We start from the raw sequence: 18,348 nt of genomic DNA, 5'->3' as shown, positions 1-18,348 counted from the left end.
AGGAGCTTGCCAGCGAAGGTCGTTAACGATAACGCGAGTAAACCGGATAAACGCGGCGTCCTTGAGTCCATCGCCGACAAGCCGGCTCCTACAGTTCCCCCGGAATTCCGTGAAGAACCAAAAAAAGGATACCGGGCAATCGCGTGAAGACATAAACCTGTTCGCGAGCTGGAACGTCAGCGACGCCGCACAGTTGCGGCCCTGATTGAGACCGCCACCTTCCCGGCGCTGCGAAAAATGCTTAATGCCTACTGGAGGGGAGGAGCGAAGACGAGAGCAACTAACCTTGTTGCCAGAATGTTATCTGCTCGCTGATTGACTGGCCGGGACCAAAGCGCCGTATCAATGCTTACTGATATTAACCAGGGGGATGCTGATTCTTTGCTCACGCTGCAGCAGCGTCATCAGGAGCAACACGCGCTGCTCTCCCTCCATCGCCAGGAAGATCGCTTCCACATCGACAAAAGGCCCCTCCTTGATACGCACGCGCTCGCCAGAGACAAACCGAGCCTCCACAGGGGCTGCGCTATCGTGCTCATAAAGTCGGGCGATCAAGTCATCACCGACGGGCAGCGGCTTGCCGCCAAAACTGACAATTCGCAATACACCGCGGGTAGAACGCAAAGGCGCCCAGCTCTCACCCGAGCCTAGCTGGATAAACAGATAACCCGGAAACAGCGATTCGCGAACAATCTTCCTGCGCCCCTGCAAATCACGCTCACGCTGGTGCGTAGGGCGAAAACAGCTATACCCCTGGTTAACCAGATTGATCTCTGCGCGCTCGTCCTGGTTCGCCTTGCATTGCACCAAATACCAGGCGCTAGCAGTAAGACTCTCGGGCAAGGCCGCTTGAACTGCCGAAGCACTATGGATGGACACAATCAACCCCTTTTACGCCGATGCAGCCAAGCAGCTCCGTGGCCCTCTCCTCGACCTTGCGACGGATTTTTCCCAAGAATGGAAACGCAGCTGGAAAACGGAGTTGGCCGATCATGGAAACTGTGCCCTTTGAAAACACGCGAAACTCATTGGCAATAAACGAATACCGGAGAACGCTTTACACAAAGCAATCCCCCAGACTTATCATCAAACTGCACACCCCGCTATTTAACACAGCCCAGTGCCGGACAACACAAAAAAGTCGAAAACGTTAGATTTTGTCCAACAAAAACCAGCAATGTTATTTTAAGAGTTAGCGATGTTATTTAATATCTGACTTTATATATTGATATTTTTTTTCCGCGCACAGTCAATAACCGCGTGGCATTTAATGGTTGAGTTTGTCGTGGGTTGCCAGTTATGATTTTTAGCACAGCAACTGTCAAGCACGCTCCAAGTCGAGATTCCAGCAGACCAGAGTCTTCGCAGTGAAAAGTTTCATCCAGTACGGCAATTCCTCACGGAAAGAGGCACACACCCAATAGCTGCAAGCCGTCACAAAAGTGCCATTGAAGAAGAACAGAATTTCAGTCTTTCCAATTGCACCATCACCGCAAGTGTGGAATTTCCAGGGAGGTTGCCTTGTTTAACAAGATTCTAATCGTTTGCATTGGCAACATTTGCCGAAGCCCCACTGCAGAACATTTGTTGCGGGATGCACTGGGCCGGTCCGACATCGAAGTCAGCTCCGCGGGTCTTGGCGCGCTACAAGACCACCCTATCGAGCCCACCGCCCGGATCGTCCTGGAAGAGCATGGCCATCTGCCAAACGAGCACAAAGCCAATCAACTGACCCCCGCCACCATCAGCGAATCGGATCTGATCCTGGTGATGGAGCAGTCCCACATAGACCGTGTTCTCAAGATCGCGCCCGAAGCGCGAGGCAAGGTCTTCTTGCTGGGCAAGTGGCAGAACAACCGCGAAATCAGTGACCCCTACCGTCAAGGCAAACCTGCTTTTGTGCATGCATACGCGCTGATTGAAGAAGCAGTAACCGCCTGGGCAAGGCGTCTCGCACGCTAAACCACTCCTCGAACATCTGTTAAAAAGAACCCACTTATGCAGCAAACTCCAGCATTAACCTCACATGACGATGATGATGAAATCGACTTGATGGGCCTACTCGGAACACTGGTCGATCATAAATGGTTGATTGCCGGGATCACTGCTGCCTCTATGGCTGTTGGCACGGCGTACGCGGTGTTGGCCAATCCTGTTTACCAGGCAACTGCCTTGATACAGGTGGAGGCAAAAAAAAATGACATGCTCGGTTTCTCCGATATCAACAGCATGTTGGGTAAAGAGTCGCCTTCAGCCACAGAAATTGAATTAATCAAATCGCGCGCCATCATCGGCAAGGTTGTCGACAATCTATCGCTCGATATCACTGTCGAGCCGAACCGTTTTCCGGTGATCGGCGACTTTATTGCTCGTCGGTTCAAACCGGACGATGTTAATACGGTCGCGACGCCGTGGTTTGGCATGAACAGTTTTGCCTGGGGTGGCGAAACCCTGAAAATATTTCAGCTCGAACTCCCACAAGAGCTCCTGAGTAAGACGCTCACGTTGGTCGCCGGCGAAAACGATCACTTTACAGTGTTGGATGAAGACGACAATGTCCTAGTCCAAAGCCAAGTGGGCCAAGCCTATGACAAAGACGGCATTAAACTGCAGGTCGAAGTGTTGCAGGCGAATCCAGGTACAACGTTCAGCATTGTACGTGACCCACGCCTGACCAGTATTTTGAAGTACCAAAAGGTACTTGATGTATCGGAGCGCGGTAAAGAATCCGGCATGATCGGACTGGCTCTTGAAAGCGAGGAACCGGCCGAAGCCATTCAAATCCTCAATGAAATCGCCAAGCTCTATGTAAGGCAAAATGTCGAGCGGACATCGGCCGAAGCCGCTCAAAGCCTTGAGTTTCTAAAAGATCAACTGCCTCAGGTCCGTAAAGACCTGGAAAAAGCCGAAAACGCCTTGAACAAGTATCAAATTCGCAGTAAGTCCATCGATATCAGCCTGGAAGCCAAGGCCATTCTCGATCAGATCGTGGCGCTGGATACCAGCATCTCCGAATTGAAATTGCAGCAAGCGGAAATGGATCGCAAGTTTACCCGTCAGCATCCCGCCTATCGGGCCTTGCTCAGCCAATTAGGCGAGTTGACAGCCAAGCAGAATGGCTTGGCCAAAAAAGTTGAGGGCCTGCCTTCAACTCAGCAAGAATTGCTTAGCCTCACCCGCGATGTAAAAGTCAGCACCGAAATTTATACCCAGCTCCTGAATAAATCCCAGGAACTGGATGTGATGCGTGCCGGCACCGTGGGCAACGTGCGCTTGATCGATACCGCCGATGTGGATCTGCTAAAGCCTGTTAAACCGAAGAAACCCCTGATCGTTCTCATCGCCACCCTGCTCGGGGCGTTCCTGGCAATTGCGGTAGTGCTTTTTCGCAGGGCCCTTAACCGCGGCGTGGAAAATCCGGATCAAATTGAACAACTGGGGTTGCCGGTGTACGCATCCATTCCTTTCAGCACACTGCAAAAAGGCGAGGAAAGCAAAACCCTCCGGAGTGGCCGAGGCCGCGCTAACAACGCCGCCCCCATACTGGCCAGCAGTCACCCCACCGACCTGGCCATAGAAGGATTGCGCAGCCTGCGCACCAGTCTGCACTTCGCCATGCTCGAAGCCAGCAATAATCGCCTGATGATCTCCGGTCCGAGCCCCAAGGTGGGTAAAACCTTCGTTTCCGCCAACCTCGCTGCCGTCATCGCCCAGACCGGCCAGCGTGTATTGCTGATCGACGTGGACATGCGCAAAGGGTATTTGCATAAAGTGTTCGGGACACCCGCTGAAAACGGGCTTTCAGATTTACTCGTCAAGCGCTGCGACCTGGCAACCGCGATCAATAAAACTGAATTCGAGCACCTTGACGTTATCGGCCGCGGTCAAATACCGCCCAACCCTTCAGAACTGCTAATGCACTCGAACTTCAGTGCCTTTCTGGACCAAGTCAGCACCCAGTACGACCTGGTGATTCTGGATACCCCGCCATTGCTGGCAGTGACGGATGCGGCGATTGTTGGTCGCCAATCGGGCACCAGCTTGATTGTGACGCGCTTTGCGCTTAACCCGGTTCGTGAAATTGAATTGACCATGCGCCGCTTTGCTCAAAATGGCATTGATTTGAAAGGCGCCATATTCAATGGCGTTGAAAAACGCGCCTCCGCCAAATATGGCTATGCCGATTATGGCTATTACAACTACGAATATAAATCAGAGAACGTTTAGTTAATAAACCGTTATCTGTGCCCCGCTACCGTCGAGCAGAAATGCATGGCGGTAGCTATATCAACTCCACCTTGCTACCTGCAGCTGAACAAAGATGCAGACACATTAATAAATAATGACGCTTTCAGGGACCGGCAATTAATCCTGGGGCGGTAGCGTGGCAAAAATCAAACTAGTTTCATCCCACGTCGATGGTTATCCGTTAATTCGGTGTATTTCTCTGGATCAACAAAGGTTGGCTCACCGTTGCTTTATACAGCATCGACCTGAAACGACATTTGTTAGTCAGTCCAAACATCCCTCCACCTTCAGCTACGAACATAGCAATGGATCGCCCTATGAAGACCCTATGCATTTTTGGTACCCGTCCTGAGGCCATTAAAATGGCTCCACTTGCGTTGGCACTGGCGGCAGACGAACGCTTTGAGGCGAAAGTCTGCGTCACCGGCCAGCACCGTGAAATGCTCGATCAAGTGCTTGGGTTGTTTGCCATTGAGCCGGACTTCGACCTGAACATCATGAAACCCGGACAGGACCTGACCGATGTCACCAGCGCGATCCTGCAGGGGCTGAAAAAAGTCCTGGCAGAATTCCAACCCGATATCGTGCTGGTTCACGGAGATACCGCCACCACCTTCGCTGCCAGCCTCGCGGCCTACTACCAGCAGATTCCGGTTGCGCACGTCGAAGCCGGTTTGCGCACGGGTAACCTCTACTCGCCGTGGCCGGAAGAAGGCAATCGTAAACTCACGGGGGCGTTGGCCAACCTGCATTTCGCGCCAACTGAAACGTCACAAGCCAATCTGCTGCGCGAGGGCGTTGACCCAGCCACGATCGTTGTCACTGGCAACACTGTGATCGATGCCCTGCTGGATGTCGTCAAGCGTCTCGATCAGGACCAGGCACTGCTTGCCCAGGCCTCGGCACCGGCGGCCTTCCTGAACCCAGCTCGAAAGCTGATCCTCGTTACCGGCCATCGCCGGGAAAGTTTCGGTGACGGCTTCGAGCGCATCTGTCAGGCGTTGATGGAGGTTGCCCAGCAACATCCAGAGGTGGATATCGTCTATCCCGTGCACCTCAATCCCAATGTGCGCGAGCCAGTCAATCGACTCCTGACCGGCATTCACAACATCTACCTGATCGAGCCCCTGGACTACCTGCCTTTCGTCCACATGATGAGCCGTGCGCACATCATCTTGACCGACTCCGGTGGCATCCAGGAAGAAGCGCCGTCACTGGGCAAGCCCGTGCTGGTGATGCGCGATACCACAGAACGGCCAGAGGCCGTTGCCGCGGGCACGGTGAAACTGGTCGGCACCGAAACCGCCGATATCGCTCGCGAACTGAACCGCTTGCTCACCGATACGGTCGCCTACCGCACCATGAGTTACGCCCATAACCCTTACGGCGACGGTAAAGCCTGCCAGCGCATCATCGAGGCGCTGCTCGCTCGTTAAGCCCCTCCCTTACTTAACAGCCGTGGCTTTGCCCGGCTGTTAGCTCGCTTGAACAACGTATCTACACATCACCATTCAAGGACGCACCATGCCTTTCAACACCATCTCCGTCGTTGGTCTCGGGTATATCGGCTTGCCCACTGCGGCTGTCTTCGCTTCGCGCAAAAAACAAGTGATCGGTGTCGACGTTAATCAAAACGCGGTTGATATCATCAACCGTGGGCAGATTCATATCGTTGAGCCTGACCTGGACATGGTTGTGCATGCGGCTGTGACTGAAGGCTACCTGCGCGCCACCACCCGGCCGGAACCCGCCGATGCTTTTCTGATTGCCGTGCCCACTCCGTTCAAGGGCGACCATGAACCGGACCTGACCTACATCGAATCGGCCAGTAAAAGCATTGCCCCGGTGTTGAAGAAAGGCGACCTGGTCATTCTGGAGTCGACCTCCCCAGTCGGCGCCACCGAACAGATGGCCGCCTGGCTCGCCGAAGCCCGTCCGGACCTGAGCTTTCCGCAAACCCACGGTGAAAGCTCCGACATTCGCATTGCCCACTGTCCGGAACGCGTACTGCCCGGCCATGTGCTGCGCGAGCTGGTGCAGAACGACCGTGTTATCGGTGGCATGACGCCAAAGTGCTCGGAGTTGGCCATCAGCCTTTACAAGGTCTTTGTCCAGGGCGAATGCATCGTCACCAACGCCCGCACTGCGGAGATGTGCAAACTCACGGAAAACAGTTTTCGCGATGTGAACATCGCATTCGCTAACGAACTCTCGATGATTTGCGACAAGCTGGATATCAACGTCTGGGAACTGATCCGCCTGGCCAACCGCCACCCAAGGGTCGATATCCTTCAACCCGGTCCAGGAGTCGGCGGACACTGCATCGCTGTTGATCCATGGTTTATTGTCAGCAAAACTCCTGAAATTTCAAAACTAATAAGAAGTGCCAGGGAAGTTAACGACGCAAAACCACAGTACGTAATTGAAAAGGTAAAACGCGAAGCCGACCGTTTTAAACAACCAAAAATCATGTGCTTTGGTTTAGCCTTTAAAGCCAACATTGATGATCTTCGCGAAAGTCCAGCTGTCGAAATTACAAAAGAACTATCAGAGCTATATCCGGATGCTGTATTTGCAGTAGAGCCGAACATAGAAAAACTGCCTGAAACCCTTAGCAAAAAAATACAACTAATAAGTCAGGAGCAAGCCATCCGCGAAGCGGACATAATTCTACTTTTGGTGGACCACAAAGAATTCAAAGCCATTGAGAAAAACAGACTCGACAGAGCCCTAGTAATCGATACAAAAGGGATATGGTGACGAGTGAGCGCGCAGACAAAAAAGGCTGCGTCAACAAATGAAAAACATTATCTATAGCGCCTTAAGCAACCTGATTAATTTTCTTTTCTCAAAAGGCGCAATGGTCGTAGCGGGGGCTTTTGCCTCCCACTACGCAACCATTGAAGACGCTAAGACCCTGGCAATAATAATCACGACCATCTCAGCCTTCGGAACACTATTCCAACAGGCCATTAGCACCACCCACATTAGATACAACGGAGATGCGATAACCCATGACAAAAAATACAAAGCAACATTAATCACTTTAATTGGAGTAATATCTATACCTGTTTCGATGTACCTATATTACTCGTCCTCTCTCTCACCCGCCAATGCAGCATTAACAATAGTACTTCTAATTGCACAGGGTGCTAGCGGTTTCAAGATAGCCGCAGCAACCCAATCAAAGAAATTCAAACTGATCTCTTTGATTGGCACTCTGCAAGGATTATTACTATTACTAACGTTACTACCACTTATAGCATACTCAGGAAACTCGTACTTATACACTGCTCCATTTCTTCTCACCTCTATGCTATGGCTATTTGTGAGCCCTACCCGAACCGAACCAGAAAAATGTTCTACAACAGTTTTAAACATTGTAAAAATAACATTTCTCCCAGCCATCTTTACCGGTTTATTTTTTATGCCCGTAATTTGGTTACTCCTCGGGTATGTACAGAGTAAATTTGGAGATCAGGAGTCTTTTCTGCTTGCGACAGCAAATCAGTGGAGAATGACCATAGGTATATTGCCCACGATTTTTGGAGGGTACTTACTTCTGCTACTCGTCAACAGCCCGAAGGACACTCAACACAATAAAAACATAAATTTTTCTATCACCTACTACCCGGCCGTAATCATTGCAATTTTTCTTGCATTATCCACAGATAAATTATCAATGATTTATCCGGATGCAATTGTAAGAAACGGGGACCTTCAGCAAACAATAATGTTGTTTATGCTTGCGAGCATCCTTACCTCATTCAAGAGCTCAATATCTCGAGAAATGGTAGCTGCTGAACTTGCAAAACTAAGTATTCTAAGCAACATGATATGGGCGGGAATATTCTCTCTAGTTTACTTCACAGCTTTCAATGAAGCAGGAGCCACCGGGGTCGCTAAAGCCTTCTTATTATCCCAGGTTATACATTTAGCTCTTTGGACACCAGCACTCGCAAAACACAACTTAGTACCAAAAAGTTTTTTTGATAAGAAATTTTACATCAGCTTAATACCAATAGCCTGGATAACATACACCTATGCCATTTAACAGAAAACCTTTAAAAGCTTATATTCGAGGAGCTTATGGGCCGGGAAACTTGGGTGACGACGTTCTTCTTGAGGTGTGCATTAACATTTTGCGCCGGCACTTCAAAGAAGAAAATATATCTGTAGGAGTCAAACACCCTAATAATGTCGGCTATCTAAATAAGTACAAATGCAATTATGTGCCGATATCAGCCCCCATCAAAACAGATTTTCTTTTTTTTGGTGGCGGAGGGCAGTTTTTTGAGTTCAATGGAAACAAGACCAAGAAGCCTTTTATCCAAAAATATCTAGAAGTTAGGAAACAAGGCCTATCTCAATTTGAAATATTGAAGATATTCGCATTGCGAGCGCTAAAGAAAAGTCGCCCTTTATACAAAAGAAGCGCAGCTGTCTGTTTGGGCGTGGGCCCGTTTGAGACTTCCTCCCCTGCCCAAATAGAGCAAGCTATAAGCCCACTTGTGAACTGTGATTTCAGATCCGTACGGGACAGTGTAAGCCTCGAAATACTCGAAAAACTGCTCCACACATCTGCTATCTATACCGATCCGACCTTTCTACTTGACCACTGGAATACTGAGACGTCAAAACCAGTTAGAGAAAAAAGTAATTCTATTGGAGTCATACTACGCGATTGGAAATTAAATCAACACGGCGAGAATGTATTAAAAAACACGATTGAAGCAGCACGCCAACTGGCTTCACGAGGCTATACAATTAAGCTAATTTCACTATATCACGAGCATGACCGCTCTATTATAGATAAAGTCCCTGATTTGGAATGGCTAGTCTGGGACCCTCAGAAGTGCACACCGGGTACCTTCATAAAAGAATTACAACAACAGTTCGACATACTAGTAAGCACTAGAGCCCACGGGGTTTTGCTACCCGCACAAGTTGGATTACCAAGCGTAGTAGTTGGCATAGAACCGAAACTTAAAAACATCCATAACTTACTACCTCAAGGCACCCTTTACAGTGACGGGTTGAATCCAGATGACATTATTGAGAAGACCTTAATCGGGCTCAATAATCAGAACGAGCTTTCTCAACAACTGCTTAACGATGTTAAAAAGCAGACCATCGTTGCCAACATTTTCTTAAAAGACATAAACTCATGGATAACAAAAAGCGTTCTGGAACTGCAGTAATTCTTTACTTCGGGGTTGGAATTGAAACAACCCCAAAAATCGCATTAATAAAGAGCACACTTGAAAAGCAATATGAAAAAGTAATAATTGCCGGAATTACAGCCAAGCACTACTCATCAACTGAACCACACAAAGTGATAGCCGTAAGCGCCAAACATAAGCCATTGAAAATATTTAATTCTGTGACCGGATTATTGAAACTTTGTCACTGGATTAACAAAACCTCTCCACAATTGATTTATGCAGTTAATCCAATACCAGGCTTGATCGCGACTGTATTTAAAAAATTTAAATCCATTGATTACATTTACGAAACACTTGAGATTTTTTGCGGACTAGATTACTTCCCCTACAGCAAGAAATATCGCCCCATCTGGTATTTCTTAGAGAAGAAAACCATCAACAACAGCCTAAAATCGTTCACGACAGATGAGTTCAGAGTAAAGTTTCTTCGGCGATTACTAAAAGTAAATAAAGAAAAAATTACCTACACCTACAACACCAATAGCCAAGTGAATACTCCACCAGAGCAGGCCAAAAGTCAGCCGACTATTTTAAGCTACTGTGGCGGTGTATATCCAGGCAGAGAAATTGATAAAATTATTCGAGCATTCGCCCTGCTAAAAGCATCCACACCGAATATAAGATTAATAATCGCGGGCGGGGGAAACACCCTTTACATCCAAGAACTAATGCAGTTGAGTCGTGACTTAGAAATAAGTTCATCCATTGACTTTACAGGATCCATGTCCAATAGTCAGCTTAAGAAAATAATGAGTGAATCAAAAATAACATTCGCTTTTTACAAGCGAGATTCACTCAACAACAGGTTCAATAGCCCAAACAAAATCTTTGACGCAATTTTCTGCCGCACGCTCTTACTAACCACAAACTCTCCGCTTTCGAGAAAAATTATACAATTAAACAACATAGGAGAACTAATTAAAGAAACTAGCGCTACAGAAATAAGTAAAAAATGTCACGAACTACTTAACAACCGAGAAAACCAAGCACGCTTCAATGAACTGATAGACAAGTATTCTTGGGAAACAGAAGAAAGAAAAATATTAAAAGCACTTGGATCAGTCTTACAATGACTTACATCGTTCTGTCTCTTCTATTTTTATGCCTAGGCCTTCTGAGGGAAAAGGGCCTATTATCTTTTTTGACGTTAATTGCCTGCTTGCCATTTTCGAACTCCTTCTCCATATATTTTTATCAATACGGGCTTTACTCTTACGACTATTTTTTCTTCGGCATATTGATTTCGACAAGTATAAGTGGGATTGCCACTAAGGCCAACGCTATAAAGACCCCCAAATGGGCAACCATTTCCTTTTTAATAATTGCAGTTTATTCAGTCATCCCTGTCTTTTCTGGGACAGCCCTAGACGTATATTTTTTGCGGGATTATAGGCCCGCAATTTTTGCTCTTGAGTTAATCGCGGCATCGTTACTGCTCAGATCACAAAAACTACAATTATCAAATCGCAACATCCTCACCATAGTAACTCTAGCAGGCGCTACAAATCTCGTTTGGCTTGCACTTTCCATCGCAGGAGTAATGTCATCTGAGGACGAGTATTACACGACAAACAATTTCAAGTACTTTGATGCAAGTACATATATATCCGCACTATTCATAATATATTTTTTCTCCAAAACAAAGACTCATAGACACCCAGAGCGCAAACTAGCTTTTAATCCGAGGCAGACCCTGGCAATTATCGCTTCATTACTGTCAGTAATTTTGTCAGGGTATAGAATACTCGCCTTCGCGACGATTATTGCAGCTGCCTTAGCTGCAGCCAAAAGCCCAAAAAAACTTATCCCTATCGTAATAATTTTGGCCATCTCCGCACTGATATTTATATACTTGGCTGAGTATTTCGGTGCCGCAAGGGTAGCTGAAGGACTCACTGCAAATGGATTGCTACAGCAATTCGCGACTAGGTATGGGCCAGCCTTGGACGTTATAGCCTCTTTTAAATCATATAATTATATATTTGGAAGCGGCTTTGGAACCTCATTCGATATAACATGGTTTGAATACAGATCACTAGACACAAGAAACAACTTCGTTGATAGCGCCTACATTACATTTTTCGCAAAATATGGACTTCTCGGAATACTGTACATAACATCAATTACATTAGCTCTTCTATCCCTAGTACCAAAGTCGATCAAATTTTCGCTCTTGGCATACCTACTTATTCTGTTCATTGCTTATGCAATATCTTACCAGCCAGCATCAGCAGGAATCATCATAGGCTGCATGATAGTCAGGATACTTCAATCAAATTCAGACCACACGGCCAAAGTATGACTACGGAATTAAACATGCAAAGAATTGAGTTTTTGGACTGTCCCATGGATGTTGCCTCCATGGACAACACCGTCGAGACAATTCGAAGCGCGATTGCTGCCGGCCAGTTCACCCAGCACGTGGTAGTGAATGTCGCCAAGATTGTAAACATGCGCGACGACCCTCAGTTGAGCGAATCCGTTCGTTCTTGTGACATCATTAATATCGACGGTATGGGTGTGGTGTTGGGTGCCCGTTTTCTCGGCCACTCAGTGCCTGAACGTGTCGCGGGTGTCGACCTGTTTCATGAGTTGCTGGAGATGAGCGCGGCTAACCAATTTTCGGTGTTCTTGTTAGGCGCCAAGGACGACGTCGTTTCCACCGCCGCCAGCAAGGTGAAGGCGCTTTACCCAGGGCTCAAAGTCGCCGGGTATCACCATGGCTATTTCTGGGACGACGAAGCCGCACTGGTCGAGAAGGTTCGGGCTTCAGGTGCGCAGCTGCTGTTCGTCGCCATCACCTCGCCGATGAAAGAAAATTTCATCAACCGCTGGCGCGATCAGTTGGGTGTCACTTTTGTCATGGGGGTGGGCGGAACGTTCGATGTGGTCGCAGGGAAGGTAAAACGCGCGCCGCAATGGATGCAGACGTACGGGCTGGAATGGCTGTACCGCGTTATCCAGGAACCCGGCAGGATGTGGAAGCGTTACTTGACCACCAACAGCAAATTCGCCTGGTTACTCATCAAAGAAAAGCTCAAGCGGTCTTGAATATCTTCGCCACGTTCGTAGCGTGGCCGAGCAATGTTAAAAACAGCGGGCTGCGTTATAAATCGTCAGGCCTGTCAGGCGTCCTACACAGGTATTCTTAAGGCAATGATCGCAAGATAAGTCTCACTGAGGAATGACCCAGAGGTCCGCTCTCATCGAGTTCGAATCGACACTATCCTTAACGTTACTGGACGCTCAGAGTTTTTGGCCTTGCACACTCGCTTCTCAGTTTCACCGCCAATACCGACGATGCATCAAAAAGGAATCTACCATGACCAAACTACTTGCTTCCGCGCTAATGCTTTCTTTAAGTGCCTCCGTTTTCGCCGCTGAGCCTTCCACTGGGTCTTCTGCACCAGGCACACCAGCAAAACCCGCAGCAAACGCTTCTTTGAATCAACCCACCCCTCTCGTGGGCAACCTGAGCACAGAGTCTGCGCTCGGCCTCGGCGCCGTGATTGTAGGCGGAGTCGCTGCACTGTCATCCAGTGGCGGAAGCAGCAATGGCGGCACTACTGGCACTACCGGCACCACTGGCACCACCGGTACTCGCTAAGCGCACCGCCGGGTCGTTAGCCTTCTACCACCCGGAGCAATCCGGGTGGTTTCGTTCTGATGTGTTCCCTCCACAAGTGTCCTCAATCATGATTCGTAGTTTGTCGCTCGCTGTGCTTGCAGGTGTTGCCCTGCAGGGCTGTATGTTCTCGCCTGGTCAACACCTGGATACCAGCCAGGTTGGCCGTGAAGGCTCACCGGAAAGCACTCGGATCGAGTTGATTCCGATAACGCCCAAACTGATTGCCCAGAACGCGGCGACAAAAGTGCAAGCCTCGGTGCCCGCCGAGTTGCTGGCGTACAAGCCAGGGGCTTACCGGATTGGCGCCAATGATGTGCTGTACATCACCGTGTGGGACCATCCGGAGTTGACTGCGCCATCGGGTGCACAACAGCAGATTGATGCGAACGGTCGCCTGGTACGTCCGGACGGCACCATGTTTTACCCCTATATCGGTAATATTCATGCCGCCGGCAAAACCATCGAGGAGCTTCGCGGTTTTATTGCCGAGCGCCTGACTCAGTTCGTCGACAGCCCCCAGGTTGACTTGAGTGTTTTGCGCTTTGCCAGTCAGAAAGTCGTCATTTCCGGTGCCATTTTGAAAGCCGGTCAACAACCCATTACCACTTCGCCGCTCAGTGTCGTCGAAGCCATGGGCACTGCTACTGTCGATCCGTTGAATGCCGACCTTGCCGGCCTGACACTGACCCGGGACGGACGTGAGTATCCGCTCGACCTGGACTCGCTCAACGGCAAAGGCTCGGTGTTGCATAACGTCTATTTGAAAGACGGCGATCAGCTGTACCTGCCCTACAACGACCGGAAAAAGATTTACGTCATGGGCGAGGTCAATCAGCCTCGGGCGCTCACGTTCAAAATCAATCGGATGAATCTGGCGGATGCGGTCGGAACAGTCGGTGGACTGAACCAGGCCACCTCCAACGGCAATGCGCTGTATGTCATTCGCGGTGCCGAGAACCTTGAAACCGAGCCGGCAAAAGTCTTTCAACTGGACGCCGAATCGCCTACCGCGTTTGCTCTCGCCAGCCGCTTCGATCTGCACCCCCAGGACATTGTCTACGTCGGCCCTGCAGGCGTGACCCGCTGGAACCGCTTGATCAGCCAGTTGCTGCCTTCGGCCGCTGTCCTGGGTACCGGCGCAGCCGCCACAAACAATCTCAGTGAAGCCAGCAGTCGATAAGGTTTGAGCCGCTTTGAAAACTTTGCGTAACAGCTCGTGCCTGGCGGTGGGTTTACTGCTGTGTGGCTGCAATCCGTTGATGCAGGCGTCCCTGGATACCTTTAAAGCCTCCACACAGGGCGCCCCGTCGCTGGAATTGACGGCGGCGCAAGTGGAGGCCTTGCCCTATGCGCAGATCAAGGTCACCACGGACGTAAGCGACGGTGTGTTGGCCAAGCTGCGCCAGCAGGGCGACCTGGAGTTCTGGGTCGCCTCCGGCAAACAGGTGCTGTTGATGCGCGACGGACTGGTCGTGCGCAGCGTCGGCCTGAGCATCAATCTCGATGGCACGCGCTTCGACGGCGAGTCGCCGTTCAAGCTTGGCCTGCAGCGATTGCCCGATGGCTACAGCAGTACCCGCTGGATAGATGTCTATCAGGGGCCGCGGGTCGGAATGGCGGTCAACAGTCGTTTCAGTCGGCAGGCCATCGAAACCGTCACCATCCTGGACAAGGATTATGCGTTGCAGCGCATAGACGAACGCATCGACATCCCTGAGCTGGGATTCAAGGCCACCAACCGTTTTTGGGTCAGGCCTGACGATGGCTTGATCCTGCAGAGCGAACAACATCTGACGCCGGACCTTTTCTTGAAGATTGTGCAATTGCGCCCTGACCGGGAGACGGCTCGATGAGATATTCGAAAACGCTGTCGGCTTGCCTGTTGCTGGCCAGTTCTGCGATGACTCAGGCCGCTGTCACGGTCACGGGTGATGTAAAAAACCCCGGATCCTTCGCATTCGTGCCAGGTGCACGCTTGCTCGACGCCGTCAGCCAGGGACGCCCGAACGCGGAAAGTTACTGGCTGGCCGCCGCCTGGCTGCACCAGCCACTGGTGGAGCAGCAAATCCGCCTTAAAGCCGGTGTGCTGTTCGATCTGAAATTGCTGCAACGTGGGGCTTTGCTTGAAGAAAAAAGCAGCCTTGCAGCCCTGGCTGCGCGCCTGTTGGAAGAGGTCAGTCGACTGCCCGTTACCGGCCGCAGAGTCGCGGTGCTCGACCCTGTGGCGCTGGAGGTTGCGTTCGCCCGCAATTACTCGCTCAGTGACGGCGACCGGCTGACTTACCCTGTACGCCCGACTACGGTCACTGTGGTGGGCGCCGTTGAACAACCCTGCGCGCTGCCTTATCGCGCCCTGCAGCCCGTCCAGGAATATCTCAAGAGTTGTCTGCCGACGACCGACGCAGATGCCGATTACCTGTGGCTGATTCAGCCCGATGGCCAGGTCAGGCGAGTCGGCAACGCCGCCTGGAACAACGAAGACGGGGTGTTTGCCGCCGCGGGCAGCACCATTCTGGTGCCCGTGCGCAACGATGATCCGGACCTGCCCACACCCGACTTGAACGAGCAGCTTGCCCAGTTTCTCGCCACCCAACCGCTGCCCGAGGTGGCCCCTTGAAGTTACGTTTTGCCGCCGTAGTGTTGTTGCCCTACAGCCTGGCTCATGGAGAGCCGCGTTTTACCCAGAATGATTTCGGTGGCGTGGGCTTGCTGCAAACCCCCACCGCACGGATGGCGCCCGCCGGCGAATTCAGCCTGAACGCCAACCGGACCGACCCATACTCGCGCTATAGCATTTCAATACAGCCCCTTGACTGGCTGGAAGGCAGCTTTCGTTATACCGCTATCAGCGACCGTAAATACGGGGCCGAATCACTCAGTGGCAACCAGAGTTATAAAGACAAGGCGGTCGATGTCAAAGCCCGCCTCTGGCAAGAAAGCCACTGGTTGCCCGAGGTCGCGCTCGGCTTTCGGGATGTCGGAGGTACCGGCCTGTTCTCCAGCGAATACTTCGTGGCGAACAAACGTTACTACGATCTGGATTTCAGCCTGGGCGTTGCTTGGGGCTACATCGGTAACCGCGGCGATTACAAAAACCCGCTGGGGTACCTTGATGAGCGCTTTGATACACGCCCGGTAAACACGGGCGCGGACGCGGGCAACGTCAATACCAACTCGTATTTTCGAGGCTCGCCCTCGTTGTTTGGCGGCGTGGCCTATCAGACGCCCTGGGCGCCCTTGAGCCTGAAATTCGAGTTCGACGGTAACGACTACGAGCACGAGCCGCTGAACAATAGCCTGAAGCAGGACTCGCCCATCAACATCGGGGCGGTGTTCAAGCTAACTGACTCAGTCGATTTGAGCGCCGGTTGGGAGCGCGGCAACACCGCGTTGTTCGGTATTACTTTTCACACCAACTTCACCAGCCGCAAGGCGCCGGCCAAACGCTACGACCCCGCTGTCGAAGCGCTGCCGGCACGCGAGCCCACCACGCCGCTCGATCAGGTCGACTGGGCGGGGGTTTCCAAACGACTGGAAAACAACGCAGGTTATAAGGTCGAGCGTATTGCTCAGCGCGATTCCGAGCTGATTGTGTATGGCGAGCAGTCGCGCTATTTCTACTCCGCCAAAGGCGTGGGCCGGGCCAGCCGGATTCTGGACAACAGCGCGAATGACGACATCGACTGGTTCACGATGGTGAACAAGCGTTACGACATGCCTGTGGACGAAGTCAGTGTGCCGCGCGACACCTTCCGGGCCGTGGTGAATAACCAACAAGACCTTGCAGACCTGCACCGCACCACCGAATTGAACCGGGCCACGCCACACGTTGAAAACACGCTGTACTCCCAGGCCCTCGAGCGTTTTACCTATGGTATCGGCTTGGGTTACAAGCAAAACGTTGGTGGTCCTGACGGTTTGCTGTACCAGTTGACCGCTGATGTGGACGCAGAATACCGCTTTACCCGCAGCACCTGGACGAGCGGGGTCATCAGCACCAATCTGCTGAACAACTTTGACAAGTTCACGTACGACGCGCCGAGCAACCTGCCCCGCGTGCGGACCGACTTGCGCAAGTACGTCATCACCTCTGATGTAACGATGCCGACATTTCAGCTCAACCATGCCAAGCAGCTGGATCAAGACTTGTTTGGCATGGTGTATGGCGGTTATCTGGAGTCAATGTTCGCCGGGGTTGGCGGTGAATTGCTGTACCGCCCGATGGGCGAGCGCTGGGCCCTGGGCGCCGATTTGAACTATGTACGCCAGCGTGACTTCGACCAGGGTTTTGGTCTGCGCGATTACAAGACCATGACCGGTCACATCACCACCTATACCGAACTGCCGTTCGAATTGCAGGGGGCGGTCAGCGTTGGGCGTTACCTGGCGCGCGATTGGGGTGCCACGTTTGATGTGTCGCATGAGTTCAGTAACGGCGTGAAGTTCGGTGGCTGGGTCACCCGCACCACGGCCTCGGCAGAAGAGTTCGGCGAGGGCAGTTTCGACAAGGGTATCTATATTTCGGTCCCCTTCGACGAGTTGATGAGCGTTTCCACGATGCGTCGTGCCAATCTGATCTGGGCTCCTTTGACCCGCGATGGTGGTGCGCGTCTTAACCGCCAGTATTCGCTGTACACAATGACCAATGGCCGCGACAAAGATGCGTTCTATAAGAACTTTGAGAAAATCACCGAATGAGGTCGTTACTCCTGGGTGTCACGCAACTTTCCCAAAGCATACGCACGCTGTTTTTCATCTGCGTCAGTGTGGTGTTGCTGACCGCCGCTTTGCGAGCGCAACCGGTTCCCGAAGCTTTTGCCCAGGAAGACAAGCTGCATCACCTGGTTGGTTTTTTCATGTTGTCTTTTAGTTGCCGGCTGGCCTTCCAGCGGGTCAAGGCGCACTGGATTGCCTTGGGCTGTCTGCTGACGGGGATCCTGATCGAATATGCACAAGCACTGATGCCGCTGCGCACGGCATCACCTTACGACGCCTTGGCCAATGCTGTCGGCGTATTGCTCGGCTTGATTGCGTGGCGCTGGGTGCAGCCCGTCCAACAGTCCGCTGAGCTCCCGGACACTTAAGACGATGGCTTGCCCCGTGAGCATAACGACAACACGCCTGAAAACATCAAGGCACTGAATCGACGCACCCCATTTTTGTTATGCGGTTTTGTATAAGAAAGGCCTGTAAACGGTATTTTTTTTGCTCTTGGGTGCCGCATTTTTTGAGCGGCCATAAACTTTT

15 protein-coding genes are annotated in these 18,348 nt (G+C 51.1%); 14 read left to right on the top strand and 1 reads right to left on the bottom strand.

The window, feature by feature from the left end:
• Window positions 1–342 precede the first annotated feature (342 nt).
• Window positions 343–879 carry a transcription/translation regulatory transformer protein RfaH gene (gene rfaH / locus ACM6IK_RS03500; protein WP_414873173.1) on the bottom strand — a complete coding sequence of 179 codons (537 nt, stop codon included), beginning with the start codon at window positions 877–879 and terminating at the stop codon, window positions 343–345.
• 642 nt (window positions 880–1,521) lie between these two features.
• Between rfaH and ACM6IK_RS03495 the strand changes: the two genes are divergently transcribed.
• From ACM6IK_RS03495 to ACM6IK_RS03430, 14 genes are all read left to right on the top strand, one after another.
• A complete protein-coding gene (locus ACM6IK_RS03495; RefSeq protein ID WP_414873172.1) occupies window positions 1,522–1,962 on the top strand; it encodes a low molecular weight protein-tyrosine-phosphatase in 441 nt (146 codons plus the stop codon).
• Window positions 1,963–1,998: 36 nt separating this feature from the next.
• Entirely contained in the window at window positions 1,999–4,227 is a 2,229-nt protein-coding gene (locus tag ACM6IK_RS03490) for a polysaccharide biosynthesis tyrosine autokinase (protein WP_414873171.1), read from the top strand.
• A gap of 338 nt (window positions 4,228–4,565) precedes the next feature.
• On the top strand, window positions 4,566–5,684 hold the full coding sequence (gene wecB, locus ACM6IK_RS03485; RefSeq protein WP_414873170.1) for a non-hydrolyzing UDP-N-acetylglucosamine 2-epimerase: 1,119 nt from the start codon (window positions 4,566–4,568) through the stop codon (window positions 5,682–5,684).
• An 88-nt stretch (window positions 5,685–5,772) separates the two neighbouring features.
• On the top strand, window positions 5,773–7,008 hold the full coding sequence (gene wecC / locus ACM6IK_RS03480; RefSeq protein ID WP_414873169.1) for a UDP-N-acetyl-D-mannosamine dehydrogenase: 1,236 nt from the start codon (window positions 5,773–5,775) through the stop codon (window positions 7,006–7,008).
• A 37-nt stretch (window positions 7,009–7,045) separates the two neighbouring features.
• Window positions 7,046–8,302 (top strand): hypothetical protein, encoded by a 1,257-nt coding sequence (locus ACM6IK_RS03475; RefSeq protein ID WP_414873168.1) that lies wholly within the window; start codon window positions 7,046–7,048, stop codon window positions 8,300–8,302.
• Complete coding sequence (locus tag ACM6IK_RS03470) at window positions 8,292–9,449, top strand: polysaccharide pyruvyl transferase family protein (protein WP_414873167.1); 1,158 nt, start codon at window positions 8,292–8,294, stop codon at window positions 9,447–9,449. The genes ACM6IK_RS03475 and ACM6IK_RS03470 overlap by 11 nt, the downstream gene beginning before the upstream one ends.
• Window positions 9,416–10,546, top strand: a complete 1,131-nt coding sequence (locus tag ACM6IK_RS03465) for a glycosyltransferase (RefSeq protein ID WP_414873166.1) — start codon at window positions 9,416–9,418, stop codon at window positions 10,544–10,546. Before ACM6IK_RS03470 ends, ACM6IK_RS03465 begins: the two co-directional genes overlap by 34 nt.
• On the top strand, window positions 10,543–11,775 hold the full coding sequence (locus ACM6IK_RS03460) for a DUF6369 family protein (RefSeq protein WP_414873165.1): 1,233 nt from the start codon (window positions 10,543–10,545) through the stop codon (window positions 11,773–11,775). The genes ACM6IK_RS03465 and ACM6IK_RS03460 overlap by 4 nt, the downstream gene beginning before the upstream one ends.
• A 59-nt stretch (window positions 11,776–11,834) precedes the next feature.
• Window positions 11,835–12,524: a WecB/TagA/CpsF family glycosyltransferase gene (locus ACM6IK_RS03455; RefSeq protein WP_414873164.1), complete on the top strand. Its 690-nt coding sequence runs from the start codon at window positions 11,835–11,837 to the stop codon at window positions 12,522–12,524.
• 644 nt (window positions 12,525–13,168) lie between these two features.
• Window positions 13,169–14,281 (top strand): polysaccharide biosynthesis/export family protein, encoded by a 1,113-nt coding sequence (locus tag ACM6IK_RS03450; RefSeq protein ID WP_414873163.1) that lies wholly within the window; start codon window positions 13,169–13,171, stop codon window positions 14,279–14,281.
• A 13-nt stretch (window positions 14,282–14,294) separates the two neighbouring features.
• Window positions 14,295–14,954 carry a YjbF family lipoprotein gene (locus ACM6IK_RS03445; RefSeq protein ID WP_414873162.1) on the top strand — a complete coding sequence of 220 codons (660 nt, stop codon included), beginning with the start codon at window positions 14,295–14,297 and terminating at the stop codon, window positions 14,952–14,954.
• On the top strand, window positions 14,951–15,718 hold the full coding sequence (locus tag ACM6IK_RS03440) for a capsule biosynthesis GfcC family protein (protein WP_414873161.1): 768 nt from the start codon (window positions 14,951–14,953) through the stop codon (window positions 15,716–15,718). The genes ACM6IK_RS03445 and ACM6IK_RS03440 overlap by 4 nt, the downstream gene beginning before the upstream one ends.
• Window positions 15,715–17,799, top strand: a complete 2,085-nt coding sequence (locus ACM6IK_RS03435) for a YjbH domain-containing protein (RefSeq protein WP_414873160.1) — start codon at window positions 15,715–15,717, stop codon at window positions 17,797–17,799. Before ACM6IK_RS03440 ends, ACM6IK_RS03435 begins: the two co-directional genes overlap by 4 nt.
• Window positions 17,796–18,185, top strand: coding sequence for a VanZ family protein (locus ACM6IK_RS03430; RefSeq protein WP_414873159.1), 390 nt, complete (start codon window positions 17,796–17,798; stop codon window positions 18,183–18,185). The genes ACM6IK_RS03435 and ACM6IK_RS03430 overlap by 4 nt, the downstream gene beginning before the upstream one ends.
• The last annotated feature ends 163 nt before the right edge of the window (window positions 18,186–18,348 follow it).

The organism is Pseudomonas sp. IT-196MI5, assembly GCF_949767415.1.
In the GTDB taxonomy this organism is placed as follows: domain Bacteria; phylum Pseudomonadota; class Gammaproteobacteria; order Pseudomonadales; family Pseudomonadaceae; genus Aquipseudomonas.
Note: the sequence above shows the minus strand (reverse complement) of the source record. Positions and strands in the feature narration are given on the sequence as shown.

Bases quoted from the DNA above. Each gene is read 5' to 3' on its own strand.
- wecB (WP_414873170.1), top strand. From the start codon at position 4,566: ATGAAGACCCTATGCATTTTTGGTACCCGTCCTGAGGCCATTAAAATG.
- ACM6IK_RS03465 (WP_414873166.1), top strand. From the start codon at position 9,416: ATGGATAACAAAAAGCGTTCTGGAACTGCAGTAATTCTTTACTTCGGG.
- ACM6IK_RS03455 (WP_414873164.1), top strand. From the start codon at position 11,835: ATGGACAACACCGTCGAGACAATTCGAAGCGCGATTGCTGCCGGCCAG.
- ACM6IK_RS03440 (WP_414873161.1), top strand. From the start codon at position 14,951: ATGAGATATTCGAAAACGCTGTCGGCTTGCCTGTTGCTGGCCAGTTCT.
- ACM6IK_RS03460 (WP_414873165.1), top strand. From the start codon at position 10,543: ATGACTTACATCGTTCTGTCTCTTCTATTTTTATGCCTAGGCCTTCTG.
- ACM6IK_RS03475 (WP_414873168.1), top strand. From the start codon at position 7,046: ATGAAAAACATTATCTATAGCGCCTTAAGCAACCTGATTAATTTTCTT.
- ACM6IK_RS03470 (WP_414873167.1), top strand. From the start codon at position 8,292: ATGCCATTTAACAGAAAACCTTTAAAAGCTTATATTCGAGGAGCTTAT.
- wecC (WP_414873169.1), top strand. From the start codon at position 5,773: ATGCCTTTCAACACCATCTCCGTCGTTGGTCTCGGGTATATCGGCTTG.
- ACM6IK_RS03450 (WP_414873163.1), top strand. From the start codon at position 13,169: ATGATTCGTAGTTTGTCGCTCGCTGTGCTTGCAGGTGTTGCCCTGCAG.
- ACM6IK_RS03490 (WP_414873171.1), top strand. From the start codon at position 1,999: ATGCAGCAAACTCCAGCATTAACCTCACATGACGATGATGATGAAATC.
- ACM6IK_RS03430 (WP_414873159.1), top strand. From the start codon at position 17,796: ATGAGGTCGTTACTCCTGGGTGTCACGCAACTTTCCCAAAGCATACGC.